26 protein-coding genes are annotated in these 26,232 nt (G+C 64.3%); 15 read left to right on the top strand and 11 right to left on the bottom strand.

Annotation, left to right across the window (positions count from 1 at the left end):
- Positions 1-318 precede the first annotated feature (318 nt).
- Both BUS42_RS26885 and BUS42_RS43095 read left to right on the top strand, forming a co-directional pair.
- Positions 319-1,218 (top strand): TIR domain-containing protein, encoded by a 900-nt coding sequence (locus BUS42_RS26885; protein ID WP_074312165.1) that lies wholly within the window; start codon positions 319-321, stop codon positions 1,216-1,218.
- Positions 1,202-2,101, top strand: a complete 900-nt coding sequence (locus BUS42_RS43095; RefSeq protein ID WP_143206524.1) for a hypothetical protein — start codon at positions 1,202-1,204, stop codon at positions 2,099-2,101. The genes BUS42_RS26885 and BUS42_RS43095 overlap by 17 nt, the downstream gene beginning before the upstream one ends.
- A 455-nt stretch (positions 2,102-2,556) precedes the next feature.
- Here the strand turns inward: BUS42_RS43095 and BUS42_RS26875 are convergent, their stop codons facing one another.
- Positions 2,557-4,035: an IS110 family transposase gene (locus BUS42_RS26875; RefSeq protein WP_159452259.1), complete on the bottom strand. Its 1,479-nt coding sequence runs from the start codon at positions 4,033-4,035 to the stop codon at positions 2,557-2,559.
- A 458-nt stretch (positions 4,036-4,493) separates the two neighbouring features.
- Complete coding sequence (locus BUS42_RS46160; RefSeq protein WP_074312161.1) at positions 4,494-6,143, bottom strand: hypothetical protein; 1,650 nt, start codon at positions 6,141-6,143, stop codon at positions 4,494-4,496.
- Positions 6,144-6,617: 474 nt separating this feature from the next.
- On the opposite strand from BUS42_RS46160, the gene BUS42_RS26865 reads away from it, so the two are divergent.
- The 6 genes from BUS42_RS26865 to BUS42_RS45410 all read left to right on the top strand — a co-directional run bounded on the left by BUS42_RS26865 (position 6,618) and on the right by BUS42_RS45410 (position 11,270).
- Positions 6,618-7,904 (top strand): IS4 family transposase, encoded by a 1,287-nt coding sequence (locus BUS42_RS26865; RefSeq protein WP_254053251.1) that lies wholly within the window; start codon positions 6,618-6,620, stop codon positions 7,902-7,904.
- Positions 7,905-8,215: 311 nt separating this feature from the next.
- The gene (gene tnpA / locus BUS42_RS26860) at positions 8,216-8,593 is read left to right on the top strand and encodes an IS66 family insertion sequence element accessory protein TnpA (protein ID WP_074306042.1); all 378 of its coding nucleotides are present in this window, start codon (positions 8,216-8,218) and stop codon (positions 8,591-8,593) included.
- Positions 8,587-8,973: an IS66 family insertion sequence element accessory protein TnpB gene (tnpB, locus tag BUS42_RS26855; RefSeq protein ID WP_074306044.1), complete on the top strand. Its 387-nt coding sequence runs from the start codon at positions 8,587-8,589 to the stop codon at positions 8,971-8,973. Before tnpA ends, tnpB begins: the two co-directional genes overlap by 7 nt.
- A 31-nt stretch (positions 8,974-9,004) precedes the next feature.
- Complete coding sequence (tnpC, locus tag BUS42_RS26850; protein WP_074306046.1) at positions 9,005-10,675, top strand: IS66 family transposase; 1,671 nt, start codon at positions 9,005-9,007, stop codon at positions 10,673-10,675.
- Between the two features lie 144 nt (positions 10,676-10,819).
- The gene (locus BUS42_RS26845) at positions 10,820-11,086 is read left to right on the top strand and encodes a hypothetical protein (RefSeq protein WP_074312159.1); all 267 of its coding nucleotides are present in this window, start codon (positions 10,820-10,822) and stop codon (positions 11,084-11,086) included.
- A 4-nt stretch (positions 11,087-11,090) separates the two neighbouring features.
- Entirely contained in the window at positions 11,091-11,270 is a 180-nt protein-coding gene (locus BUS42_RS45410) for a hypothetical protein (RefSeq protein WP_254053817.1), read from the top strand.
- Positions 11,271-11,720: 450 nt separating this feature from the next.
- On the opposite strand, the gene yidD is transcribed toward BUS42_RS45410, so the two are convergent.
- Genes yidD through BUS42_RS26810 form a run of 5 tightly spaced genes read right to left on the bottom strand, consistent with a single transcriptional unit; the run spans position 11,721 to position 14,057 of the window.
- Positions 11,721-11,993: a membrane protein insertion efficiency factor YidD gene (yidD, locus tag BUS42_RS26830; protein WP_074312155.1), complete on the bottom strand. Its 273-nt coding sequence runs from the start codon at positions 11,991-11,993 to the stop codon at positions 11,721-11,723.
- Positions 11,990-12,409 carry a ribonuclease P protein component gene (gene rnpA / locus BUS42_RS26825; RefSeq protein ID WP_074312153.1) on the bottom strand — a complete coding sequence of 140 codons (420 nt, stop codon included), beginning with the start codon at positions 12,407-12,409 and terminating at the stop codon, positions 11,990-11,992. The genes yidD and rnpA overlap by 4 nt, the downstream gene beginning before the upstream one ends.
- The gene (locus BUS42_RS26820; RefSeq protein WP_074312151.1) at positions 12,406-12,669 is read right to left on the bottom strand and encodes a hypothetical protein; all 264 of its coding nucleotides are present in this window, start codon (positions 12,667-12,669) and stop codon (positions 12,406-12,408) included. The genes rnpA and BUS42_RS26820 overlap by 4 nt, the downstream gene beginning before the upstream one ends.
- Positions 12,662-13,012, bottom strand: coding sequence for a chaperone modulator CbpM (locus BUS42_RS26815; RefSeq protein WP_074312149.1), 351 nt, complete (start codon positions 13,010-13,012; stop codon positions 12,662-12,664). Before BUS42_RS26815 ends, BUS42_RS26820 begins: the two co-directional genes overlap by 8 nt.
- 52 nt (positions 13,013-13,064) lie before the next feature.
- On the bottom strand, positions 13,065-14,057 hold the full coding sequence (locus tag BUS42_RS26810) for a DnaJ C-terminal domain-containing protein (protein ID WP_074312147.1): 993 nt from the start codon (positions 14,055-14,057) through the stop codon (positions 13,065-13,067).
- A gap of 332 nt (positions 14,058-14,389) precedes the next feature.
- Between BUS42_RS26810 and BUS42_RS45405 the strand changes: the two genes are divergently transcribed.
- Positions 14,390-14,896 (top strand): hypothetical protein, encoded by a 507-nt coding sequence (locus BUS42_RS45405; protein ID WP_254053816.1) that lies wholly within the window; start codon positions 14,390-14,392, stop codon positions 14,894-14,896.
- Between the two features lie 55 nt (positions 14,897-14,951).
- Positions 14,952-16,118, top strand: coding sequence for an Mrp/NBP35 family ATP-binding protein (locus BUS42_RS26800; protein WP_074312143.1), 1,167 nt, complete (start codon positions 14,952-14,954; stop codon positions 16,116-16,118).
- Positions 16,119-16,232: 114 nt separating this feature from the next.
- On the opposite strand, the gene BUS42_RS26795 is transcribed toward BUS42_RS26800, so the two are convergent.
- The 3 genes from BUS42_RS26795 to BUS42_RS26785 form a co-directional block, all read right to left on the bottom strand.
- Positions 16,233-16,973, bottom strand: a complete 741-nt coding sequence (locus BUS42_RS26795; RefSeq protein ID WP_074312141.1) for a tetratricopeptide repeat protein — start codon at positions 16,971-16,973, stop codon at positions 16,233-16,235.
- A 444-nt stretch (positions 16,974-17,417) separates the two neighbouring features.
- A complete protein-coding gene (locus BUS42_RS26790; RefSeq protein WP_074312139.1) occupies positions 17,418-18,539 on the bottom strand; it encodes an agmatine deiminase family protein in 1,122 nt (373 codons plus the stop codon).
- A complete protein-coding gene (locus tag BUS42_RS26785) occupies positions 18,536-19,432 on the bottom strand; it encodes a carbon-nitrogen hydrolase (RefSeq protein WP_074312137.1) in 897 nt (298 codons plus the stop codon). Before BUS42_RS26785 ends, BUS42_RS26790 begins: the two co-directional genes overlap by 4 nt.
- A 482-nt stretch (positions 19,433-19,914) precedes the next feature.
- Between BUS42_RS26785 and BUS42_RS26780 the strand changes: the two genes are divergently transcribed.
- The 3 genes from BUS42_RS26780 to BUS42_RS26770 all read left to right on the top strand — a co-directional run bounded on the left by BUS42_RS26780 (position 19,915) and on the right by BUS42_RS26770 (position 22,105).
- Positions 19,915-20,376, top strand: a complete 462-nt coding sequence (locus BUS42_RS26780; RefSeq protein ID WP_074312135.1) for a RidA family protein — start codon at positions 19,915-19,917, stop codon at positions 20,374-20,376.
- A 104-nt stretch (positions 20,377-20,480) separates the two neighbouring features.
- Positions 20,481-21,323: an SDR family NAD(P)-dependent oxidoreductase gene (locus BUS42_RS26775; protein ID WP_083670671.1), complete on the top strand. Its 843-nt coding sequence runs from the start codon at positions 20,481-20,483 to the stop codon at positions 21,321-21,323.
- Complete coding sequence (locus BUS42_RS26770; RefSeq protein WP_074312133.1) at positions 21,320-22,105, top strand: sugar isomerase domain-containing protein; 786 nt, start codon at positions 21,320-21,322, stop codon at positions 22,103-22,105. Before BUS42_RS26775 ends, BUS42_RS26770 begins: the two co-directional genes overlap by 4 nt.
- Before the next feature lie 58 nt (positions 22,106-22,163).
- Here the strand turns inward: BUS42_RS26770 and BUS42_RS26765 are convergent, their stop codons facing one another.
- A complete protein-coding gene (locus BUS42_RS26765) occupies positions 22,164-23,159 on the bottom strand; it encodes a GGDEF domain-containing response regulator (protein ID WP_074312131.1) in 996 nt (331 codons plus the stop codon).
- A gap of 411 nt (positions 23,160-23,570) precedes the next feature.
- Here BUS42_RS26765 and BUS42_RS26760 point away from each other — a divergent pair, with 411 nt between their 5' ends.
- Positions 23,571-24,542 carry a 2-hydroxyacid dehydrogenase gene (locus BUS42_RS26760; RefSeq protein WP_074312129.1) on the top strand — a complete coding sequence of 324 codons (972 nt, stop codon included), beginning with the start codon at positions 23,571-23,573 and terminating at the stop codon, positions 24,540-24,542.
- Between the two features lie 109 nt (positions 24,543-24,651).
- The gene (locus tag BUS42_RS26755; RefSeq protein WP_074312127.1) at positions 24,652-26,142 is read left to right on the top strand and encodes a glycoside hydrolase family protein; all 1,491 of its coding nucleotides are present in this window, start codon (positions 24,652-24,654) and stop codon (positions 26,140-26,142) included.
- Positions 26,143-26,232: the final 90 nt, after the last annotated feature.

Here is a 26,232-nt window from a genome sequence, read left to right as displayed (position 1 = left end):
TGGAATGTCCCCTTTAATGTCCGCGTGAAAAGGTATGTGCCCCGCAAGTGGAATCGGAGTTGCCGGCGATCCGCCGCTCGGTCCTGAAGGATCAGCCGCTCGGCACGTCCGGTTGGGCCAAGTCGAGGCCCGGCCTGGCTCCACTGAAGCCGGCCAGACGCCGCGGTCGGCCTCGCAAAGTCAAGTCGATGGCATCCTCCGGCGGTACGTCCATCCGAAATTGATGTTGTTCGCTTTCACAAATCGCTGAGGCAAATATCCGGTATATTACAATCTGGCACCGATCATTCTTTTTACGGTTCCTCAGGGCAGTCGATCATGAAACCAAGCGTCTTTGTCGGCTCCTCGGCCGAAGGCCTGCGGATAGCTTACGCCATCCAACAAAACCTCGATTACGACGCCGAGGTCACGGTCTGGAATCAGGGAGTCTTCGAGCTATCGAGCTTCACACTACCGGACCTCTTGAGCTGCCTCTACACGGTCGATTTCAGCGTCTTCGTCTTGGCCCCCGACGATGTCGTGAAGATTCGCGGCAAAGAATCGTCCGCAGTGCGCGACAACGTCATTTTCGAACTCGGCCTGTTCATCGGGCGGTTGGGGCGGGATCGCACGTTCCTAGTGTCTCCCCGAGGGCAGACCGACTTCCACCTGCCCACCGACCTGCTCGGCCTGCTCCCGGCCACATTCATTCCCGATCGTATCGATGGGAACCTCCTGGCGGCGCTCGGCCCCGCCTGCAACGCCATCCGCGATCGGATCAAAGTGGTGGGGCTCGTACCCCGTGCCCCCAGCAAGGTGCGGACGATCTCAGGGCCGACGTTGCTAGTCGCCGACGATGATATGAAGGCCGGCGACCTCGCCTTCAACGAGATCAAGCAGATCATCGGCGGCCGCTGCGAACTGTTGCTCGTCAGCGACCCGACGGAAGCGTGCGAGCTGCTGAATTCGGGTGCCCCGGTGATCGGATGCGTTGCAGACATGGTGTTCCGAGCTTACTCACCACTCGCCGGTGTCCAGATCGCCGCCACCGCGAACCGGAATAAGGTTCCCGTCATAATCGTCACCGGCCACCGACGAAAGGATCTCGGACTGGCACTCGCCGAGCTACGCCGCGTCGGCATCCCGGAATCGTGCGTGTTCTCGAAGCCGGTGACCGTGGAGCAGAATCCGTCCTTCTGGAATTCCATCGGGGTGTGGATTAATGGGCGATTATCCTAAGCTTGGCCTGTTCACCGCTGAGGAACGGAAGGAACTTGGTCTGTTCCTGGCCTGTCTTCTTGCACACTTGGATTATCGATGCAGCGTTGCCTCATTGAGGTTACAGCTGCAGAACATTGCTCGTATTTTGGAATCCTGGAATGGTAACCCCCCGGCAGTCGACCGAGCACTGTCAGCGGCTGAATACAACAGATTTGCAGGAGAAGCGGAACTCTTGGCCAAATGCCTGAGAGAAATAGCATCCATCAATGGCATATTGCGATACGGCGGGATCGGAAACCCACTAATTTTCGATATTTTGTTTTCACTGACGAATGATCCGCACGTCCAGCTGTCTTGTTCCTTCTTCAGCACCAGCAAGAAAGGGCCATGGATGCATCATGCCAACTATTTTCATGATCTTAACAATGGCAGCAATTCGTTAGCATTGCCTGTATATCTCTTTAAAAGGCAACTGGCTATTGGCAAATCACTTAATGAGATATGGGATCATAGCGATCTAGTCGCTAATGTGAGGGAGATGCTGGAACTTCTCTCGCGAGCTGAGTCGCACGTCGGTCCCCTCGTTGATGACTATCGACGCGACATTCGTGCCGCTCTGGCCACTACCCCCTTTCGTGGCGACATCGCCCCCTGGCTTGATCGAATGGTCTCCGAGGGCGTCGCGAACGGGTCTCTCATAGAGGATCAGGCAAATGAATACCGCCAGGCGGCGGCCGAATGCGATTGCTCCGGCACCCAGGATCCATGGGTCGTAGAACTGGTGTCAAGGTTATGTGCCCTGGATAAAAGTGTGCCTACGGACAAGCTATTCGAGTGGCTGACCCGAACAGGCCGGATTTATGAAATCATCGAACGTGGAATGCAAAGGGGTCATTCCTAGTGGGTCATTTGGCTTGCTTGTAGCCATAAGTGAGTCTCCCGGCCCGGCGAAGGGGGGGGGGGGGGAGACACGCGTGCATGCCCCCGAGCCGCCGACCCGGTGGTGACGCTCTCGCTGCCGACGAGCGGCTCGCTTCCCGCCCCACTCGAACGGTGTCGGGGCCGGAAATCCAAAGACAGCCATGTAGGAATCGGTCAAAACGAGGGCGGGCAGCCTGGGGACGAAGTGGCCCCGTCCCGGCCAGGAATACTGGCGGTTTGTTCAGATTCCGGGGACGAACCGCGGGCCGATGGACCATCTCTGTCGCTGCAGATCACGCTCGCCACACTGGTCATATCAGGGGAGTGACCCCACACAGCCGGATCCGACGTTGGTGATCGGACAGAGCGCCACGCTTTAACCACGGCTTTGCGCCACGGGGACATTCGACGTTATTCGGTCCCTCGGCCGGGTCGTCACTCTGTGGGATCAGGCTCCCCTGACACGCTCGATGGTAGCAAATTCACCCCCAGCTTCGCCAAGACCGCGGGGAGAATTTCGCCCAAAAGTTGCGGACCGGTTCCCCGCTTCGACCGGGGCCGCGACAGTTCCTCGGTCAGCGGGACCGCCTCCGACCGATGCTCCGATCGGGGAAGCTGGCACACCGCCGAATCCAAGATCAACATAGTACGTGCACAATCAACATTGTGTTCGTTCAAAAATTTGATCAGTTTTTCAAGAACATAATGCCGATGCTGACAGCTCGGGTGGCGGTAGACCGATTGCCCCGCCACCATCTGGTAGGCGATCCGGCAGAATCGGCCGCCGACCTTGACATGGATGTCGCGCGGATCCTTGCCACTCAATCGCCACTTGGCGGCTTGGATCCTGAAATAATCATTACATGTGATCAAATTGTCGGCGATCCGGAGGATCACTTCGCGGAGCGAGTGATTGCCGCGGCGCACCAACGCCCCGTTGCTCCGGTCGACGGTGTCGCTTTGATACCGCGAGGGAAACAGCCCGGCGCGGCCGGTGATCGAACGGGCTTTGGGATAACGGCCGATCGGCCCCATCTCGCCAGCGAACTCGGCGGCGGTCGCCACGTTGATCCCCGGAATTCCCAGCAACAGCACGTAGGGGGTGCGAGCCAGGAACCCGGCGAGATCCCCTTCGACGGTCCGGATGGCCTCAAGCTTGGTCATCCGATCTCCATCAAGTGACATGAGCAACCGCAGATGACTTGGCGATTGCGAATGTTGTGCGGGAGCCGCCTTGGACCAGGCGACGATCTTCTCGACGGTCTTCAGATGCGGATGGAATCCCGCCTCACGAAGCCGCCTGAGGAGCCCGAGGACACCGACCTCGAGAATCGCGTCGGCCGATTGCAAGTTCTTGACGATCCAGAGCGGCAGTGGGCTGTCAAACGGATCAATGACCGCACTAAACCCTGGCATGATCAATTGAAAATGGTCGTGAATTTGGTTTCGAAGTGTGACGTTCTTGGTGACAAGATCGCGGCGATGACGAGCCAGGAGTTGGAGGTCAGCGTAGAGGGGGTCGGGTTCGTGCTCGAGGAGTCCGAAACCGTTGACCGCCGCGCGATGGATGGCGGAGAGGTCGGTGTCATCGGTTTTATTGCCGGGATCGGCGGGCTGGCGAAATTGCTTGGTGGCGAAGGGATGGACGATCCGGACCTCAAAGCCAGCCGCCTGGAACGCGGCCTGGACCGGCAGGTGAAACCGCCCCGTGCGTTCGACCACGACGATCACCACCCCGAGCCGAAGCCGCTGAGCCGCCGCGTGGACCGCATGAATCGCTGCCTCGAACCCCCCGCGATCGTGGTTGATGACCGTGGGAGGGAGCAGGACCGTCCCATAGAAATCGGCCAGCAGGAACTTGGATCGTGCCTTGGCGCAATCGATGCTGACGATCCCAAACCGTTCTGGGCCCACGGCTTGCACTCGGGGATGCAAGGTTCCCGTAGGCTTCTGAATCTCGTGGGAGCGACGATGCCGCCTGGAAGCAGTGCGAGTTGCCATGCGAATGGACCTCCAAGAAAGGACCGGGAAGAAATCCCACTCCTACTATGGAAGTCTTTATGAGCCAGAGAGTTAAGAGTTATTCTCTCTGATTTGCTACATACCAGGGGACATTCCTATATCTTGAAGCAATCTGCGCAATCTGGATAAGCTGACTCCTGGCATACAATTCTTCACCTCCGCGTCGCAAGGGCGTCGTTGCGCCAGGCGGACCGGAATGGTAACCAGGCACCTAAAGACGGCAAAGCGGCAAACCTGGATAGTCCGACAAGGCAGGCACCATTTTCACGGAAATTCCCAGATATCCCAATTGAAGTGGCTGGCGACTCGATCGCGGCTTCTCAAGGTCTATCGCAGCTCCCAACCGCAGCTCATCGCGAGAGGATCGGATCGGCCAGGCCGAGATAAGCGGCGGCGCGGTCGTGGGGGGTGGGGAGGCGGTCGACCCAGACCGCGGCGCCGGCGGCGGCGGCCGCTTTGCGGTGGGCGACGGCCAGGAGGGCGACGTAGTGCTCACGGGAACCGGGGGTCGGGAGGAGGAACGTCAGCTCCTCCGCACGCTTGAGTTGGCCCGACTCGACCGCTACGGCGACCGCCCAGGTGATGAGGCTGTCGACATCCCGCGCCGGCTTCCCGCGGACGAGCCGCCGGGCGTCGTCCATCCGCCCGGCGCCGATGTAGAGACCGAAGAGCATGGGCTCGATCCGTCGGCGACGGTCGGTGTCGTCCCCTGCGCGGAGCAGGGCATCCAGCACCCCGGTCAGCCGGTCGAGCGCCTTCGGGTCGCCGAGCCGGGCCTCGAGGACGGCCAGGCGGGGGCCGAGCGGCCCTGCGTCCTCCGGGTGGGCGCGGGAGACTCGCCGGAGCCGGTCGACGACCCGCCGCGCCTCGGCGTCGCGGTTGCGGTCGAGGGTGATGAAGGCGATGTCGGCCAGCCACCCGACCTCCGACTGATCTTCGGCGACCCGAACGGCCCCATCGATGTCGCCCGCAACGGCGAGGGCATGGGCGAGGATGTGGAAGGCTTCGCGTCGCTCCCGCTCGCCCGCGGGGATCGAATCGGCCGTCCGCCGGGCGGCGTCGAGCCGGCCCGCACGCGCATCGGCCTCGACGATCGCGCGGAGCAGTTGCGCCCGGGGCGTCGCCTCGGAGACCTTCGCAGCCGTGAGCCTGGCCCCGGCGGTCTCGCCCCGATCCAACTCGGCGAGCGCGACCCGGGTGTAGGCGAGGTCGCGCTGAGGCTCCACGGGGAGGGTGGCGGCGGTCGCGCGGGCGGCCTCGGCGTCGCCGGCCCTGACCTGGATCTCGGCGATCTCGACGTGGAAATCGACCCGGACGCGCTCATCGCCCACCTTCTCAAGCGTGGCGATGGCCTCGACATATCGACCGGCTTTGGCCTGGGCCACGGCGATCGCGCCCAGGGCGAAAGACCGCTCAAGCAGGCCGTCGTCTCCGAGCATCTTTACGACCTGCTCGGCCCGGGGGTCACCCCGGCGGGCCAGGGCCGCGGCCACCTGCGCCAAGGCGTCGGGCCGGTCGTACTTCCCCAGCGCATTGATGGTGGCCAGGGCCCCATCGAGGTCGCCAGCCTCCGCCTCGGCGACCGCGATCACGGCCATCCAGGCGTGGCGGTACGAGTCACGCCCCTTGAGGTGCTCCTCCGCCAGGGCCTTCGCCCCCGGGAGATCGCCGGCCTTCGCCCGCGCCACGATCAGTGCGGGGATCGCCTCGCCCACCGCCGAGTCGACGGGCGAAGACTCCGGCGGCTCGGGCGCGGCCGCCATCGCCTCCTTCGCCCGCGCGATGTCGCGACGATACGCCGGCTCGTCGCCGAGCCGCGCGGAGGCGACCGCGATCCTCCCGAACAACTTCGCCCGCGCCGCGGGCTCCTCGACGGCCTCGGCCTGCTCCCGCGCCCGCCGCAGCCAGTACGAGGCCGGTTCGGCCCCGTCGGCCGATCGGGCCCCGATCGGTAGAAGGAATGCGATCCCGAGGACAAGCGTCGCGATGGGTCGGATCATGATGGATCCTCATCCGCCTCAGCCAGTGATACCCCATGCTCCTAACCGTCGCCAGGCCGTCGCGTTTAACCACGCAATCGTGCGCAGTCGAAAAGGCTCGGCCAGGGGGCAGGGTGGTTGGGGTCTCGTCCGCGAGACTCGACTCGGCCTGAAGCGTGGGCGCCCGCGCCGCCTCGACTTCACCTGGATCACTTTGCCGGCGACGTAAGTCGAGAATCAATCAATCAAAGACCGCAATTCCATTGGCTATAATCACCCGTAAAAACTTTTATATCCGTCAAAGGCCGATGTAGATGGATGCTTTCGATCCCCTCCCTCAGCCGTTGGTCTCGGTTTTCTTTGATTTTCTGATCGGTAACCGCAGTGATGTAATAGCCGTTGGGTGCCACGGGTTGTATTTACAATAGTGTCCGGGATTGACCTTCATCAAATCTTCGCTTGCGCTTTTGGTTACGGTCGGCCACAGTATTCGTCATGGCGGCCAAGAAACCACCCCTGGTTGACACTCCCCCTTCCCAGCGACCTGAACGGGTCGGGGCACCGGGGTGGCTCTCTCGTGATTTGCCCATCTGGCCCGATCAAGTGGTCGGGGCCAAGCACATCCATTCGATCGAACGGCTCATCGCACAACTTCGCGACCAGGACCCCCATGGCAACCGCGACCTCTTCCTCGACGACGTCTTCGTTGCCATGCTCCTGGCCTTCTTCAACCCCACTCTGCGGACCCTCAGGACGATCGAGGATTTCAGCCAAACCCGACAAGCCCAAAAATTCCTCTCGATCCAGAAACTCTGCAAAAGCACCCTCTCCGACTTCAATAAGTTGGCCGACCACACTCGCTTGCAGCCGATCCTCGATCAGCTCCGACGCAACGTTCTCAAGCCCAGTCCCAACCCGAACCAGGCCGCCGATCCCCTGAGCTCGCTTCACCGCCAGGTCCTCGCCGTCGATGGCACCTTCCTTCATGCCGCCGCCTCAGTGGCCTGGAGCGTCCGCCGCCGCGGCGGCAAGACCGGCGCTCGCCTCGACTTCCATGTCGATGCCCAAACCTGGCTCCCCGAGCTGATCGTCGTCCCCGAGGCCGGCCAGAGCGAGGCGACCACCGCCGCGTACTCCATCACCCCCGGGGCGATCCATCTCTACGACCGGGGGATCTTCAGCTTCAAGCTGATCAAGGCCCACGTAGAACCGGCGGCGGATTTCGTGATGCGGTTCCGGAAACCCGGAGAACGCACCCCCAACCTCGAGACGACCGAGACGAGGGAACTCACCCAAGAGGCCCGCGACGCGGACGTCATCTCCGATCGACTGGTCCGTTTTCCCGGCTCGACGCATCGCAAACCGCTGGGCATCGTCCTTCGCGAAGTGGTCATCGTCCCCAAGGATGACCCCGAGAATCCGGTCTACCTCTTGACGACCCTGCTCGAGCCCGACGCATCAATTATCGGAGTATTATATCGTCATAGATGGCAAGTTGAACTGTTTTTCCGCTGGCTGAAAAGCTACGCGCGGTTCGATCATCTGATCAGTCACAGCCGCGAGGGTGTGCTGTTGAGCTTCTACGTCGCCGTGATCGGCGTCACGCTCATGTACATCCATACAGGAAATCGCCCCAGCAAGTATATGTTTAGCCTGCTGGGAATGGTGGCCAACGGCACGGCGACGATGGACGAGATCATGCCGATCCTTCGCGAGCGGGAGCGTCAGTGCCAATTACAGCGTGACCGCGTTGCGCGGAAGCGTGCCGAAAAACCCAAATAAGCGATCAGGGCCCGTCCACGCGCTGCGGACGAGGTCATGCCGCGGCATGCGCCGGGATCGCCCTCCAAACCGAAGGAGGCGGCTGCAAGGCTGTTCAAATCGAATTATTCTGGGATGTCCTGACGAAAAGCCTCCTCGCCATCAGGAATCCCGGACACTATTGTGTATTTAGCCCGTGAGTGATAGCCTGGGTTTTTGGCTCACGGGCTAAATACAACTCGTGGCACCCCGTAAGCGCTCGAAATAGCCAGTCTTGTGCCGCCTGATAGCCTGGAAGACGGACCATTTTGTTCGTCCTCCGGAGTCAGAAGATGCCACGTGCCGCCAATCCTGCCCTCCCAGTCCTCTGGCGTCGGCGACTGCAACAGCAGTCCGACAGCGGTCTCACCATCGGCCAGTTCTGCCACGGCCAAGGGATCTCGACCGCGTCTTTCCACGCTTGGAAGCGACGCCTCGCCTCGGATTCGCCTGGCCCTGTCCCCTCTCCGGCTCGCGAACCGGCATTCGTGCCGGTCATCCTCGCCGCCGCCCCCGAGTCGCGATCCGGCGATTCCGCTGAATTCCTCACCATCCGACTCCCCGACGGCGGACGAATCCTCCTGCCCATCGCCGCGGGCGACGAACTCGTCTGCCGGGTCGTCGAGACCGTCGCCCGCGTCGCGGCGAGGATGGAGGACACCTCATGTTGAGCGTCCCACACACCGTGCGGATCCTCCTTCACGCCGACTCCGTCGACCTCAGAAAAAGCTTTGACGGGCTCTCGGGAATCGTCAGCCAAGCCTTCCCTCAGGAGGAGCTCCTCTCCGGCCATCTCTTCCTCTTCCTGAATCGCCGACGTGATCGCATCAAGATCCTCTACTGGAATGTCGATGGCCTGGCGATCTGGTACTATCGCCTCGAAGCCGGCTCGTTCCAGGTCCCCCTCCGGCCCTCCTCCGACGCCCCGATCGAACTCCGGTCCGCCCAACTCGCCATGCTCCTGGGCGGCATCGACCTGGGGAACGCCCAGCAACGAAAACGATACCGGAGGCCTGAGAAAAACAGGGAGAATCCCGGGAAAACCACTTGAAATCAGAGGTGAGCATGCGATAATTCAAGTGATGACTATTCCTCTCGGTCGAAATGCCCAATCCGGCCCCGAATCGCCCGCGTCGCCGCCAGTCTCTGGCGACGCGGCCCCTCCCGTCGATGCGATGCAGCAACGGATCCAGGACCTGCTCGCCGCACTCGATCAAGCCACCAGGGCCAATGAGGAGTTGGCGCAAGAGAACGACCGCCTGCGCCAGGAGTTGGAGCGGTACCGCCGCTATGTCTACGGGCGACGTAGCGAACGATGCGACGATCCCGGACAAGGTCATCTCTTCGCGTTCGGCGAGGACCTCGAGGTGACTCCCGAGGCCGAACCGGAGGCCCCGACGCCGGCCGCTCCGAGGAAGTCCCGGCCATCGCGGACGCTGGATTTCAGCCGCCTGCCCCAGGTCCGCATCGAACATGACGTGCCCGAGGCGGACAAGACTTGCTCATGCTGCGGCCGGTCCAAGGCACGCATCGGCGAGGATGAGCGGCGTGAGCTCGAATTCATCCCGGCTCGCCTGGAGGTCCGGGTCCACGTCCTTCCCAAGTACGCGTGCTCGCACTGCCACGACGGTGTGAAAAGCCCCGACGGACCGGAGCGGCCGCTCCCGGGGTGCATCGCGGGAGCGGGTCTGCTTTCGCAATTGCTGATTTCCAAGTTTATCGATCACTTGACCCTGTACCGCTTCGAGGACATCTCGGTTCGCTACGGTTTGCACCTGCCGCGTGCGACGCTGTGCGATTGGGTCCGCAAGGCCGCCGAGTTGATGGGGCCGCTCTACGACCTCCAGAAGCAGCTCGTGCTCCAATCTCCGGTGATCTGGACCGATGACACCCCCGTCAAGGCGCTGGGCGGCGAGGCTCCCGGGAGCCTGACGACACGGTTCTGGCTCTATCATGGGGACGAGGATCATTCCTACGACGTGTACGACCATACGGCGAGTCGCAAACGCGACGGGCCGGCGACGTTCCTCGCCGGCTTCGCGGGTTATCTTCAGGCTGACGCATATGCCGGATATGACGGACTCTATCTCGGGTCGCCTTCGGCGATCCTTGAAGTCGCTTGCTGGGCGCACGCCCGCCGCAAGTTCTACGATGCGCGGTCGTCGTCGCCGGGGAACGCGGGTTTGATCCTGGAAGCGATCCGCCGGTTATACGACGTGGAGGATCGCGCCCGAGGGTTGTCCGTTGAGGCGAGACAGGCCCTGCGTGCGCAAGAAGCGGTGCCGATCCTGGAACGGCTTCGAGGGGACCTCGATCGGCTTGCGGACCAGTCGCTGCCGAAATCGGCGTTGGGCCAGGCTCTGACCTATGCGCGGAATCAGTGGAAGGCGTTGTGCCGCTACACCGAGGACGGCCGGCTGACGATCGACAACAACGTGGCGGAGCGTCGCCTCCGCGACCAAGCCATCGGCCGGAAGAATTGGTTGTTCCTGGGGAATGTGGATGCGGGACCGCGAGCGGCGGTGTTGAGCACGATAGTGGCAGGGGCGAAGCGTCATCGTCTGGAGCCGTGGGCCTACGTCAAGGACGTGCTGATGACGCTGAGCGTGGCCCCGGAACGAGTCGAGGACCTCTTGCCCGATCGGTGGGCTCGGAACCATCCGGGACACGTGCTGACGCATCGCCTGGAGGAATCACGTGAGCGGGCACGGCGTCGCGACGCAAAACGAGCGGATCGTCGCAAGCGGAAGTGATCCAAGGGCGGTCCGATGCGCGGAGTGACGGGAGTGCCAATCGCGGCCTCCCCCCTGGGAATCTCGAGCGCTTACGGCACCCCGGCGTTCTAAGGATAGAATAGGGGGAGTTGTTCAAAGGCTAAAATTCCAGGGAGGTGTGCCATGGGTACTCAGCATGAAGTAACCACATCCGGTGGGATTTCACTGGGCGGAACGGCAACCGCCCGCATCGAGAGAAACCTCGGCATGACGCCCGAGGCCGACAGAGTCCTCTCCGGCCTCGCCAGCCGGACGGGTCTCAGCGAGGGGGATGTGATTCGAGTGGCTCTGGGGATGTTCAAAACCGCCGTCGAGGCCAAGGAGGAGGGGAAGCACTTCGGCGTCGCCTCGTCATCGGACGCGTTGGACATCGAACTGGTGGGGTTCTAAAGGCATGGCCAAGGACCCCGACGAACCGAAGCTGCTCGACAAGAAGGTTGATTTCACCCTCGGGAGCGCGGAGCCGCCGGACGTCCGCCAGTCGCGGTTGCGGCGGGTGGAAGAAGACGCCACCCATACCATAAACTTAAATGCCAGGCGGACGAGGAGGCCCACAAGCGTCGGCTTTCGTTGATTGTCCACGTCTTCGTGATGGCGATTGTTGGCATCGCTTTCATAGCCGGGATCTGTATCGCGACGCTCATGGAGTCGAAGACCGGATTGCCAGATAAGGCGATGACCATGGTCGCCGGGATCGCAGCCGCGCTTGCGGGCTACCTGGCAGGGAGTAAGAGCAAGTAGCCCGCCGCCGACCCTATCCTCGAACGCTTTACGCGAGAACGGCACGCTCGCACTCAAAGCTGTGCCGCCCTGGCTCGTCTCCTGCTTCCCGTCGTCGCCACAGGCGGATCCGAAGAGACCCGATTCGCCGACCGCCGCCATTTGCATTCATTCTGGCGACACCCCCGGCCTCATCCGCCTCTCCATCGGCCTGGAAGACCCCGACGACCTCTGGGAAGACCTCCACCAAGCACTCCAGGCCCGGTGAGCTTCCTCGTTTCGCTCGCCTGAAAAGGCGAACGAATCACGGGGGGTCGTAGCCGCCCGGATCCCAAGGGTGGCAGCGCAAGACCCGACCGATCCCCTTGCGGAGGCCGGTGATCAAGCCATACTTACGCAACGCCCCGATCATGTAACGGCTGCAACTCGGTTCGAAGCGACAGACCGGGCCGAACAGGGAGAGCAGGGGGCTCAGCGTTTTCTGATAGATCAGAATCGCCAGGATCAGGAGACTGGCGACGGCCTGGGCGGGCCAGCGCCAGAGCGGCAGCGAGGCGAGAGCGGGAGCAAGCTTCATGGCGGTGTCGGAGCTTTCGCCGCCTTCAGACCGATACGTCGCGCAATGGCCTGAGCCAACCCGGGGAGAGTTCGCCTGGCCTCGGCGGCGGTCAAGCCGGGGCCGCGGGGAACGACCACCAGGTCGAGCCCGGGCGGGAGCTCGGCCTTGCTCAGGCGGAACGCTTCGCGAATGGCGCGTTTGACAACGTTCCGCGCGGCGGCCGAGCGGATCCGCTTGCGGCCGACGGAGATCCCCAAGCGGGGATAATCGCGGCCGTTCTCGACGCCGTGCACGACCATTCGGGGGTCGGAGGCCGAACGTTTGCGTTCGAAGGCGCGTCGGAAATCCGCCGGGTCGTTCAAGCGTTCGTACGGTCGAAACGTCGCCGAAGGGGTCGAGGTCACAGGGGGTACTGGGGACAACGGCGGGGTCATGACGGTCCTGATCCTCGTTCCTCAACGGCATTGGGCCGGGTCGGCTCGATGGGGGGAAGCTGAACCTTGCGTGGTGGAGACAGGTTCTCGCGAATCAAACGGCCACGGCGGATCAAGTGCCAGACGACCAGAAAACCAAACGCGCCCAACGCGACGAGCCCCGCGCCCAGCAAGCTGGCAACCGCCCGGGCGAACCGAGGCCGCTCGCGCGGATGCTCTTTCAAAAGACGACTCAGGCGACTGGGAGGAGGTTCAGGCATCAGTCTCAACGTTCGAGTCGGAACCAGAGCCGGAGCCGGAATCGCGCTCGATCAGGTCACTGAGTTCCCGAGCAAAGGCGTCGAGCCGACGATGAATCTGGGCCATCTGATCGCGGAGCTTGAGGATCGTCTCAACCCCCGCCAGGTTAATCCCAAGGTCGCGTTGAAAGGTGAGGATGGTCCAGATTCGGCGGACTTCGGCCGGGCTGTACCCCTCGACGGCCCCCTCGCGGACCGGCCGGACGAGTCCGCGAGCCTCGTACCGCATGAGAACCGCCGGAGCGATCGCGAGCTTCTCGGCCACCACGTCACGGGGGATGATGGTGATTGTCGTCGGTCTCATGGTTGGTCGAAGGCCCCGATCCGTTGGACTGGCTCGGTTCTCCCCGGTGAGCTCACCAGATACCTTCACGCGGGTTGAGCGGGTTCCGTTCGGCGAACTCCTGGATAAGGCGCTGGCTGGTCTCGTCGACCTTCTTCGGCACGACAATCTTGGGGATGAGGAACAGATCCCCCGCCGGCTTGCCCCCGGATTCGGGAACGCCCTGGCCGCGGAGCCGCAGCTTCTGGCCGCTCGAAGTGCCCGGCGGAATCGGCAACGACTTGGTCCCGTCAAGCGTGGGCACCACGATCTTGGCGCCCAGGGCCGCCTCGGGGACCGTGATCGGCACTTCGACCGAAAGGTTGCGTCCGTCTCGGGTAAAGTAGGGGTGGGGCTCGACGGTGACATGGATCGTCAAGTCGCCTCGGGCGCCGCCCTGCTCACCCGGCTCCCCCTGGCCGCGGAGCCGCAGCTTGGCCCCGGTCTCGACACCGGGCGGAACCTTGACGGCGAGGGTCTCGTGCTTGCCATCCTCGCGTTCGATGTCGAATTTGGTCTCGCCGCCGCGGATCGCGGTGATGAACGGGATCGTCAGGTGGGCCTCGACGTTTCGGCCGGGCCGAGGTCCCGTCGGCCGTTGCTGCCGCCCCTTACCGCCGCGCATCCGGCCCAGCAACTCCTCGAAGATACCGCCCCCCGACGGATCGGCCTCGGCGGCCCCCGCCGCGCCTCCCGGTCCAAAAAAGTCGTTGAAATCGAACGACTGGTCGTACCCGGAGCCCGGGCCCGCCTGGCGCGCCGTCCATTCGTGGGCTCCCGCCCGCGGTCCCGCCGTGGCTCCCTCGAACGCCGCGTTGCCGTAATTATTATAGAGCGCGCGCTTCTCCGGGTCAGACAAGATGTCGTAAGCCTGCTGCACCTCTTTGAAGCGAGACTCGGCCTTTTTGTCACCGGGATTGACGTCCGGGTGATACTTCCGTGCCTGCGTGCGATAGGCTTTCTTGATCGCGTCGGCCGTAGCGTCGCGCGCCACCCCAAGGACTTCATAATAATCGCGGTCGGGCATGGTCGGGACTGACCTCTCTCGCGGTTCAAACACTCAGCGCGCGAATTTTCTTCCTGCGATTTCCATTCCAATTCTACCTTCGTCCCCGAACCGTTCAAGCGAAACCGGCTCCAAACGCAGCGGTTCAACCCTCGCCGCGGAGCGGCCAAGCTGATAAAATCACTCGATGGGGATGGGCCGTCGTCGGAATTGGTGACCGACCGATCGCCCCTCCTCATTTCATTCTTTTTTTTGCAACGCAGAACTTTTCTCGTTTGGGGGTTCCCCATTCGGAGGAAACGACAGGGCTGGGGGTCGTCTCGAAACTTCTTTGTTGGGGAGTGGTTGCGCTCTTGGCAAATCTGCCGCTGATCATCCACGAGCGGTTGGGCAACTGGGTTCGGCAGTTGCGGCCAAGGTTGGCCGCCTGGCCGATCCGGCTGACCGAGTCGCGGTCGCTCGCCGACCTGGAAGGGGCGCTGGCCGGGACGACCAGCCCGATTTTGGTGATCGATCTGGACCGGCGGCCTCGGGCCGGCCTCGACGACCTGGAGCGGGCGACCCGAGCGGTCCCTTCGGCCCTGGTCCTGGTGCTCGACCCCGGTGCGCATGACGGCGTGGCCGTCTTGGCTCGCGAACTGGGGGCCACCCACGTTTATTCCGGGGTCGTCACGCCCCCCACGGTGGCCCGGTTACTCGAGCGCTGGATCATGCTGGCCCAGCGGCGAACCGAAGCCGAGGGCTGGTCGAACGCCCGCAAGCCGGAGCCCGAATCCGAACCTTGGAACTGGCTGGCCCCTTACCTGCTGCTCTCCCCGCGGTCCGGCCCCACCTGGCCTCCGGCCTCGCGCCCTCTTTGATTTGATTCAACGCCCCCCGGAACACCCACGCTCCGCTGACCGAGGAACTCTTTCGATGTTCGGCAAGAAAAGCTCCAGCCTGACCGAGCAAGACGTGCTCAGCGCCCTCAAAGGGGTGCAGGACCCCGACCTTCACCGCGACCTCGTCGATCTCGGCATGATCAAAAACATCCAGATCGGCGAAGGGACGGTCGCCCTGACCGTGAACCTGACGACTCCCGCCTGTCCGATGAAGGCCAAGATCGAGGCGGACGTCCGCGGAGCGCTCGCCAACCGACTCGGCAGCGACTGGGCGGTCACGATTACCATGGGGGCCGAGGTCCGGGGCAAGGGGATCGCCGAGAAAGGGGACATCCCCGGCGTCAAGAACGTGATCGCGGTCGGCTCGGGCAAAGGGGGCGTGGGCAAGTCGACGATGGCCGCGGCGATCGCGTACGGGCTCCAAGCCTATGGCTCGACGGTCGGCCTGATGGACGCCGACGTCTACGGGCCGTCGATCCCCCACCTGGTCGGAGCCACCGGGCGGCCGATGGCCAAAGGGGAGCGAATCCAGCCGATCGAGGCGAACGGCCTGCGGCTGATGTCGATGGGCTTCTTGCTCGAACCCGAGCGTGCCGTGATCATGCGCGGACCGATGCTCCACGGGATCATGCAGCAGTTCCTCCACCAAGTTGACTGGGGCGACCTCGACTACCTCGTCATCGACCTGCCGCCAGGCACCGGCGACGTCCCGTTGACCCTCTCGCAGGCGCTCCCGTTGACGGGCGCCGTGGTCGTCTGCACGCCGCAAGAAGTGGCGCTGCTGGACGCGACCCGGGCGGTCGCGATGTTCCGCCAGCTCAAGGTCCCGATGCTCGGGATGATTGAAAACATGAGCTTCTTCGACGTCCAGTCCTATCTCCTGGAGCGCGGCGGCCCCAAGGCCCGGAAGCTGGTCGAAGCCGGCGGCCTGTTCGAGGCACCCGGGGACGAACGCGCCTACCTGTTCGGCCGGGGCGGAGCCCGAAAGAAGGCCGAACAGCTCGGCGTCCCGTTCCTGGGCGAAGTCCCCTTGAACATCAACGTCCGTGAGCGCGGCGACGAGGGCAAAATCAAGGAGGCACTCGCCCCCGGGTCCCTGGCTCGCCCCTACTTGCTCGGCGTCGTCGAACAGCTCGCCGCGCAAATCAGCATCCAGAACATCAAGACCCCCAAGATGCCCAAACTTGAGATCTTGAACTGATTCTCAGAACCTGACTCGCTCCCCGGTAGGGTGGGCACGGCCCACCATGGTATCAACTTGTGACATGCACACAAGATGGTGGGCCGTACCCACCCTACGGGAGCGGGTTAATCGTCAGACGTCATGCCGCCGTGGTTTCTGGACCGCCTCGGTCTGGACCCGGAACGCCTCGAACCGTTCCCAATCGCCGGCTTCCTGAAAGATCGCCATCGCCCTCTGGAGGCAGGAGCTGCACTGCATGGCGGTCGGGTCGACGTCGCGGAGCAGGTCGCAGGCCTCCTCGCGCTGACCGGAGTGGTCGAGCAACACGGCCAGGCTGACCCGATAGAGCGAGACCTGGGGGGCCAGTTCATGGGCCCGGGAGATGGCCGCGATGACCGACGGAAGGGGCCTCCCGAGCCGCCTCAGATAGAAGGCCACGCCAAAGTGCGCATGATGATGTTCCGGGTCACGGCGGACGATTTTCCGGCAAGCCGCCAGGGCCGCCTCATTCTCCCCGAGACTCCCCAGGCCGGCGGCGACGGCGGAGAGCAGCGTGGTCGGGCACCGCTCGTCCCGACCGAGTTGGCGGTAGAGGTCGCACGCCAGCCCCTTGCGCCCCGCCCTGGCATGACATTCCGCCAGCGCACACCGCGAGGCCGGTTCGAGCGGCACCAGCAAGCTCGCCGTCTCCAACGCGGCACAGGCGCCGGGATAATCTCCCTGCCGATGACGGAGCAGTCCGAGGAACTGCCAGAAGCGGCCATCCTCGGGGTCGCCCTCGACCGCGCGCTCCGCCATCTCGGTCGCTTCGTCAATCCGCCCGAGCCCGACGAGCTCGAAGCAACGATCCGCCATATCTCGATGCAAATTCATAGACATGATCCTCGATGCTCGAGTGACTGACGATCCCCCGTCAGCCGTTCAAACGTTCGCTCGCCCCGCCCACACACTTCGACGTCGTTCCGTCCCTGAACGCGGACGTGAAACCGATGATCGGCGGGACCAACGCCGAGTCAGCCAGGCAACTCCAATGAAACTGAGATTCAGTCTCAACTAGAGTCACAGAGTGACGTCTGCGGATCGATTTGTCAAGAGTCTGGTGGCAATCAGCGAGTCTGAAAGATGCGCGAAGAACGCGGTGCGCCGCAACGTTGGCGATTTGTAAATGATCAATCGACGTGCAAAAGCGAGCCTGAAAGGCGAGCGAAGAGAGGGGCGCGTCGCTGTCTGCCGACCCACGCCAACGCGAAACCACGAAGACAGGGAGCTGACGCTCCCCGCTCGCCTTTGGGAAAGGCGAGCGAAGAGAGGGGCAGGTCAGGCCGGAGCGGCCGGTTGCTGTTGCGTAAGGCAGTGCAATGTGCCCAGGCCCAGGACGAGGTCGACGGCGTGGATGCCGACCACTTCGCGATCGGGGAAGAGGGAGGCCAAGGTGTTGAGGGCCTCACGGTCGGCGGGGTCGTTGAACGTCGGCACGAGCACGAGGCGGTTGGCGATGTAGAAGTTCGCGTAGCTGGCCGGAAGCCGGTCGTCGTCGAAGAGGACCGGCTCGGGCATCGGCAAGGGGACGACCCGAAGGGGTTGACCGTCCTGGTCGCGCGCTTCTTGAAGCCGCCGCAAGTTCTCTTGCAGGGGTTCGTAGTTCGGGTCGGAGGCCTTGTTCTCGACAACCACGACGACCGTCGTGGGGTCGACGAACCGAGCCAAGTCATCCACATGGCCGTGGGTATCGTCGCCCACGATCCCTTGGTTGAGCCAGATGACGTTCCGAACGCCGAGCTGGTCGGCGAAGATGCCCTCGAGAGTTTGGCGATCGACCCCCGGGTTGCGGGCCTGCACCTCGCTCAAGAGGCATTCTTCCGTGGTCAGCAGGCTCCCGCGGCCGTTGACGTCGATCGCGCCCCCTTCCAGGACGACGCGGCGGCTCTCCCCTTCGCAATCGACCCGAGGGGTCCAGCGTTTCAGGCCGAGCTTGCGCGCCACCCGGCGTGGGATTCGATTGTCGCGCCGGTGGTCGTCATACTTCGCCCAGGCGTTGAACCGCCAGTCGATCAGGCCGACCCGCTGGTCGCCCTCTCCCTGGTCGTTGACGACGAAGGTCGGGCCCGAGTCGCGGAGCCAGACGCGGTCGGTGCGTGCCTTGACGAACGTGACCTGGTTGAGGTCGACGTTGTGCGCCAGGAGCTTTTCGCTGACGTCGTCGCGCATCCGGCGCCCTTCGACGACGATGTTCACCCGCTCGACCCGGCTCAGGTGGCGGACGATTTCGACGTAGACCCAGGGGACCGGCGCAAACTTGCCCGGCCAGTCCTCGCGGTGGTGTGGCCAGGCAATCCAGGTCGCCTCGTGCGGCTCCCACTCCGCGGGCATCCGGTAGCCAAGCTGGGCGGGAGTGGGTGTGGGGTCGGGTGTGGGTGGAGGCGTTTCCGGTGTGCTCATGGGAGTTCGTCGAGAAAACGTTGGGTGAGGGAACCGTAAGCGTCGATCCGGCGGTCGCGAAGGAATGGCCAGTTGCGGCGCGTTTCCTCCATGAGGCCGGGGTCGCAAGCGACAATCAGGACTTCCTCGGTGTCGCGCCCCGCGCGTGCCAAGACCCGGCCGAATGGGTCGGCCAGGAACGATCCCCCCCAGAACTCGAGTCCGCCGTCAGCCGGCCCTTCGTGACCGACGCGGTTGACGGCCGCGACGTACAGACCGTTGCTGATCGCATGCGCCCGCTGGACGGTTTCCCAGGCATTGGCCTGGGCCTCGCCGTACTCGGCCTTCTCGGCCGGGTGCCAGCCGATCGCCGTGGGGTAGAAAAGGATCTCGGCCCCTTTGAGGGCGGTCAACCGCGCGGCCTCGGGATACCACTGGTCCCAACAGACCAGGGTTCCGACCCGTGCGGCCTTGGTCTCGAACGTTTGGAAGCCGAGGTCGCCGGGCGTGAAGTAGTACTTCTCGTAATAGAGCGGGTCGTCGGGGATGTGCATCTTGCGGTAACGGCCTCGGATCGACCCATCGGCGTCGAACACGACCGCCGTATTGTGGTAGATCCCGGCCGTCCGGCGCTCGAAGAGCGAGCCGACGACGACCATGCCGGTCTCGCGCGCAACCTGCGCCAGGGCCTCGGACGTCGGCCCGGGGACCGGCTCGGCCAGGTCGAACCGCGAGGAGTCTTCGACCTGGCAGAAGTACTGCGTGCGGAACAACTCGGGCAGGCAAGCGACCTGGGCACCGCGTTCCGCGGCCTCGCGCAGCCGCTCACAGGCCCGACGTACGTTGTCGTCGGGGTCGGTTGAGCACCGCATTTGTACCAAAGCCACGGTGAATGGTTGCGAGGGTCGGCTCATCGCGAAGTCTGTTCCGCCTTTAGGGGGGGCACGAAGAACGAACGTATTTCCGGAGTCTGTCGCAAGGAAACCGGGCCGTCAGTCTGCCCCGGAGGCCGAAATTCGCGGGAGAAACTCGTTCCCACGCTCTGCGTGGGAATGCCGTTTTGGCCGCTCTGCGGCCCCACCCGCCGGGGAAGAAAGACGACGCAGAGCGTCGCGGACGGCATTCCCACGCAGAGCGTGGGAACGAGATCCCGGTATCCTTGCGACAGTCTCCATTTCTGGTAGAAAACATCTCTCATCCTAGCGAACCCGTCAAGCGACCGCGAGAGGTCAAACCGAACCGAACCGAGTCGACGAGTCGTGTCGACCCGGGCGACTCCTTGCAGGGGCTCCTGGCGAATGGGCCTGTCTGTTGATTTGGCGAAGGTCAGCGGTTAGTTTTGGGGCCGTTCCGTCAAAATCCGACGATCCGCCGCAACCTTGATAGGAAGAACAACATGGGAGCTGATGCCCGCCTGGCTGAACTGAAGCTGGAGCTGCCCCCCGCGCCGAAGCCCGTGGCGACCTATGTGACGGCCACTCGGTACGGCGACTTGCTCTACGTCTCCGGCCACGGCCCGCTCCGATCCGACGGTTCGATGATCATCGGCAGGGTCGGCGACGATATGGACGTGACGGGAGGCCATGCCGCCGCCCGGCAAACCGGCCTGGCGATCCTGGCGACCATCCGCACCCAGCTCGGCTCGCTCGATAAGGTCGTCCGGCTCATCAAGGTGCTGGGCATGGTCAACTGCACGGCCGAATTCGCCGAACAGCCGAAGGTGATCAACGGCTTCTCCGACCTGATGGTCGAGGTCTTCGGCGAAGCGGGCAAGGGAGCCCGAAGCGCAGTGGGCATGGGGTCGCTCCCCGGCGGAATCGCCGTCGAAATCGAGGCGATCTTCCAAATCAAAGATTGATCGCTTGATGATTCCTTCTTGTCGGGTGGGCACGGCCCACCGGCTTCTGCCCGAGACCCAGAATTGGTGGGCCGTGCCCACCCGACAAGAGAGGATGAATCCCGTTGTTGCGCGGAGGACGGCTCGAGGGGCGGAGCTGCTTGATCGTCGGCGGAACGGGTGGGATCGGCCTGGCCTCGGCCCGCCGGTTCTTGCAGGAGGGGGCGCGCGTCGTCGTCTCGGGCCACTCGGACGAGTCGATCCGTGAAGCCTTCGCCTTGAGCGGGCCACTGACTGCGCTCGGCCCGGTCCACGGCGTCACGGCCGACGTGACCGTCGCCGTTTCCGTTGAGGCCCTCTTCCTCGAGGCGATGGACCGGCTCGGCGGACGGCTGGACGTGCTGTTCCACGTCGCCGGAATCAGCGGCCGGCGGTTCGGCGACGGGCCGCTCCATGAGTGTACCGCCGAGGGCTGGGACACCGTGATGGACGCCAACGCCAAGGGGCTCTTTCTGACCAACCAGGCGGCCGTCCGGCAGATGCGGGCGCAAGCGATCGACGACGCCGGCCTGAGAGGAACGGTGCTCAATATGGGGTCGGTGCTCGGCTGGTCCCCTTCGCCCGACCTGTTCGGGACGTACGCCTACGCCGCGAGCAAGGGGGCGATCCGCGCCATGACCTTGGCGGCCGCCGCCCGCTATGCCCGCGACCGGGTCCGATTCAACTTGCTCGCCCCCGGCCTGATCGACACCCCGATGGCAACGCGGGCCGTCGGCGACCCGGTGATCCGCGACTACCTCGCCGCCAAGCAGCCGATCGCCGGGGGTCCGGGGACGCCCGACGACTGCGCGGAGGCGGCTCTCTACCTCTGCGAACCCGCCTCCCGATTCGTCACCGGCACCGTGCTGACGGTCGACGGCGGCTGGTGCGTCTCCGAGGGACGCCATCGGAGCGAAACGACCCCATGAACCCCGACACGCCCGACGTCTGCCACCAATACCTCAGCGCCGTCCGCGCGGCGATCGACGCGATCGAGGCCACCCAGCTTCCCGCGATCCGCCAGGCGGCCGATCGGTTCGCCGAGACCATCCTGGCGGGCCGCCTGGTCCATGTCTTCGGCACCGGCCACTCGCGGATGGCCGTCGAGGAGATGTTCCCCCGGTACGGCTCGTTCCCCGGGTTCCACCCAATCGTCGAACTGTCGATGACCTACCACAACCAGGTGGTCGGGGCCAACGGGCAGCGGCAGGCCATGTTCCTCGAGAACGTGCAAGGGTTCGGCCCGGTCCTTTGGCGGAACTTCGCCACCGCGCCGGGCGACTCGTTGCTGGCGATCTCGACCAGCGGTTGCAACGCCGTGACGATCGACGTGGCGGTTCAGGCCAAGGCGCTCGGCATGTTCGTGGTTGCGTTGACGTCGCTTCCGCACGCCGCGGTCTCGACCTCGAAGCATGAGTCGGGCCGCAAGCTGTCCGACGTGGCCGACCTGGTGCTCGACCAGCAGGCCCCCGCGGGAGACTCGGCGGTCTGGATCGACGGGCTCGCGACCCCCGTCGCGCCGGTGTCGAGCGTCTCGGGCTGCACGATCATCAACCTGATCAAGGCCGAGGTCGCGCGCCGGCTCACCGAGGCCGGCGCACCTCCCCAGGTTCTCACGGCCGCCTGCCACGTGGGGCCCGAACGTGCCCGCGCGCTCTTCGAGGCCACCTACGACGACTATCGCCGGCGAATCGGGGTTCTCTACTCCTGACCGCACTGTTGTGGCCTGGTCCGAGCCGAGCCGATCCGGCGGCAGGGCCTGGGCCCCCTCAGACGTCCACCGTCGCGACCGCTCGGGCCAGGGCTTCGGATGCCGGCCGGTTACTGGGAATCGCCCCGCCTCGGACGGGATCCCAGACCCAGACCGCGTTGCGGCCAGCGTCCTTGCAATGGAAGAGAGCCCGGTCGGCCTGGTCCAAGACGTCGAGCGCATCAGACCCGGCGCGGTCCGAGACCAAGGCCACACCGACGCTACAGGTGACCTGGATCGGTTGGCTCCGGAAGCAGACTTTCAAGTCGGCAATCTCGCCGCGGAACCGTTCCGCCAGTTGAACCGCCCCATCCAGGTCGCAGTTGGGGGCGACGACCACAAACTCCTCGCCGCCGTAACGCGCGACGAAGTCCCCCTCCCGGACCGAGCGACGCAAGGTCAGCGCGGACTGCCGGAGCACTTCGTCGCCGGCGGCGTGGCCGAACTGATCGTTGATCTTCTTGAAGTGATCGAGGTCGGCGATGAACACCGACATCGGGTTCTCCTCCCGCCGGCAACTCTCCCACTCGTACGGGAACCGATCACGCAACGCGAACCGGTTGCCCAGCTCGGTCAGACCATCGAGGTGCGCCCGCTGCTCCAAGAGGTCGAGCAGCGCCTTGGTCCGCAACGCCGAGCCGACCCGCGCGACGAGCTCCACCGGGTCGAACGGCTTCGAGATGAAGTCGACCGCGCCCATGTCAATCCCCTTGGCCTTCTCGCCCGTCAGGGCCGAGTCGGCGATGAAGATGACCGGGATCGACAGCGTCTTCGGGTCATTCTTGAGCCGGCGGATGACTTCGTAGCCCGACCAGGTCGGTAACCGTAACTCGAGTAAGATTAAGTCCGGCTGAAACGTCAGGCACGCGGCGATTCCGGTGTGAATATCGTCCGCTTCATAGACTTCCATTTTCTCGGCTTGCAGCCAATTCCGCAACAAGTAGCGGTCGGCCTGGACATTCTCGATCAAGAGGACTTTTCGGGCCGGCTTAGCGATCGAATCATTAGGTCGCATAATTTTTATTAGCTCCCGATTTTGAATCGCCCAAACCGTCTCACCATTCTAATCCTTGAGTGAAACCAGGCGATCGTGCAAGTGTAGGTCACAAAAACCGTGCCCCCACCTGACAACGAATAGCAAAAAACTATCCCGCTCATTTGAACCGTTGCCAGCAAAACAAGGCGTTTACGCGGCGTGCGTGCCCCTTAACATAGCTGGCCTGATCCGTTAAATCGACGGCGTTCGAGCCGCGAATTGCCCCGGCGAGCACACGACGGCGAATTCATGCTTCGCCGTCATGAACGAGTCCCCGAATGAGCGGAGGCGGCCCCTAGGCAACGAGTTGAGTCGAGGATATGCTCAAATTGCAGGCAACGATGTTTGCCGCGAGATCCCCGATTTTCATGGCAATGGAGACGTCGAGCCGTGCCCGGACGCGCGTTCATCACCCAGCCGATTCCCGAGCCCGGTCCCACGTTGGTGCGTCAGGCGGTCGACGACCTCCGAAGCAATTCCGAGGATCGGGTGCTCTCGAGCGCGGAGCTGAGCGCGGCGGTCGCCGGATGTGACGCGGTGCTCTGCCTGCTCACCGACAAGGTCGACGCCTCGGTGCTCGAAGCGGCGAAGGGGTGCCGGATCTTCGCCAACATGGCGGTCGGCTACAATAATGTCGACGTGGCGGCGGCCAGCCGCCTGGGGATCTTGGTGACCAATACCCCGGGGGTCCTGACCGAAGCGACCGCCGACCTGACCTGGGCCCTGATCCTGGGGGTGGCGCGTCGGGTGGTCGAGGGGGACGCCGAGATGCGTGCGGGACGGTTCCCAGGCTGGGGGCCGTTGTACATGCTCGGCGGTGACGTCACCGGCAAGACGCTTGGCCTGATCGGGCCGGGCCGGATCGCCGTGGCGGTCGCCCGCCGGGCACTCGGGTTCGCGATGCCGTTGCTCTACCACGGCCGCCGGCCCAGCCCCGAGCTCGACGCCCTGGGCGCTCGTCATGTCGCGCTCGACGCGTTGTTGGCCGAAAGCGACTTTGTGAGTCTCCACGTGCCGCTCTCGGCGGAGACCCGCCACCTGATCGACGCCAAGGCGCTGGGGCAGATGAAGCCGACGGCCTACCTGATCAACACCGCCCGCGGCCCGGTCGTGGACGAGGCGGCCCTGGTCTCCGCGCTCAAGTCGGGCCGGATTGCGGGGGCGGGCCTTGACGTCTACGAAGATGAGCCAAGAATGGCCGTGGGGTTAGCCGACTGTCAGAATGCTTTACTGCTCCCGCATCTGGGCAGCGCCACCCACGCGACCCGAGCCGCGATGTCGCGGATCGCTGGGGAGAACCTGGTCGCGGCGCTGGCGGGCCGACGCCCTCCCAACCTCGTCAATCCCGAAGTTTGGTCCTGAGCGAGAGGCAATGGGGCCGTGAGGGCGGAACGCACTTGAGAATCTCGCTTCCGCGAACCGATTGTGTCATGAGGCAAATCCTTCTGGGTCTGATCCAGGGCGAGGTGGCATGGGCCTGTTCAAGTTCCAACTGACATCGCCCACGCTGGCGTCCCGGATTCCCGAACTGCGCAAGGCGTATTTGACCGGATTGGACCGGACGCCAAGCCGGCTGAACATCGAGTTCCGCCAGGGCCTGATGATCTGCCATCGCGAGAACAACGAGAGCGGCCGGCTCTTCGTCCCCTGGCCGGTCGAGGGCCACGGCACCCCGATCGTCGGCACGGCCACCCTGGCCGAACGGTCCCAGCCGTACAACCTTGCCGTCGAACTGGCGCGCGGCAAGCTGAACGACGTGCGCAACCAGTTGGCCGACTGGCGGCAGATGGGCCTGCGGACCCCTCCCGAGCTCGAGGGCATCCTCGCCGAAGCCCACCACGCGTTCATCAAGGCAGCCACCTCCGGCGACGACCAAGAGGTGTCGTTCAACGCCGCACAGGCGAGCCTGGCCGCCATTTGGAAGGTGGGAGACCTGCTCACCGACGTCTACACCGCCCAGGTGCTCCAGACCCGGTTGGCGACCAGCCCCAAGCTTCCCAGTCTGCTCGGCTGCGCGCTCGAGGGCGACCCCAAGAACGCCCCCTGGGCGGCCGACTACAACAGCCTCTTCAACGCAGCGCGGATCACCTGCCCCTGGAAATCGCTCGCCCCCACCGAGGGGCAGCTCCGATTCGACGAGTTCGACGCCCAGCTCGCTTGGGCTCGAAAACAGCGGATCGCGATCCAGGCAGGCCCGCTCCTCGACTTCCGTCCTTCGGCCTTGCCCGACTGGATCTGGCTCTGGGAAGGGGACTTCGACACGATCCTCGGCCTGGTCGTCGACATGGTCCGCCAGACGGTCACGCGCTACCGCGGCAAGGTCCCGGTCTGGAACCTGGTCCACCGTCCCGCCTGCAACGACGTCCTCGGCCTTTCCGAGGAAGAGCAGATCCGGATCACCGCCCGCGCCGTACAGATCGCCCGCCAGGCCGATCCGGCCGCGCAGGTCCTGATCAGCCTCGAGCGCCCCTGGGCCGAATGGATGGGCTCGAGCCCGTTCCAGCTCGGCCCGCTCCACCTGGCCGACTACCTCGTCCGCGCCGACCTGGGCCTGGCCGGCCTGGGACTGGAGATCACTCCGGGCTATTCGGCCCCCGGCAGCGCGATCCGCGACCTCTTCGACTTCTCGAAGCTTCTCGATCTCTACGCGCTTTTGAATCTCCCCTTGCACATCGACATGGTCCTCCCCTCGTCCGCCGCCCCCGATCCCAAGGCCGACCCGTCGGTCCGCGTCGAGGCCAGCCAATGGCCGACCGCGCCCGACGAGTACACCCAAGCGGCCTGGGCCTCGCGCTGGATGGCCCTGGCGATCGCCAAGCCGTTCGTCCGGTCCGTCACCTGGCTCCAGCCCACCGACGCCGCCCCCCACCTCTTCCCCCACGGCGGCCTCTACGGCCCCGACCAGGCCCCCAAGCGAATCGTCAGCTGGCTCAAGTCGTTCCGCCGCGAGTTGCTGGTCTAAGTTTCGCTCGCCTGAAAGGCGAGCGTTGCAGCATCCAGGCATCACGCGAAGCGCTCGCCGCTCAGCTCTTGACGGCGAAATCGCGGACCG

Source organism: Singulisphaera sp. GP187, from assembly GCF_900129635.1.
Taxonomy (GTDB): domain Bacteria; phylum Planctomycetota; class Planctomycetia; order Isosphaerales; family Isosphaeraceae; genus Singulisphaera.
This window is presented reverse-complemented; position numbering and strand designations above follow the sequence as displayed.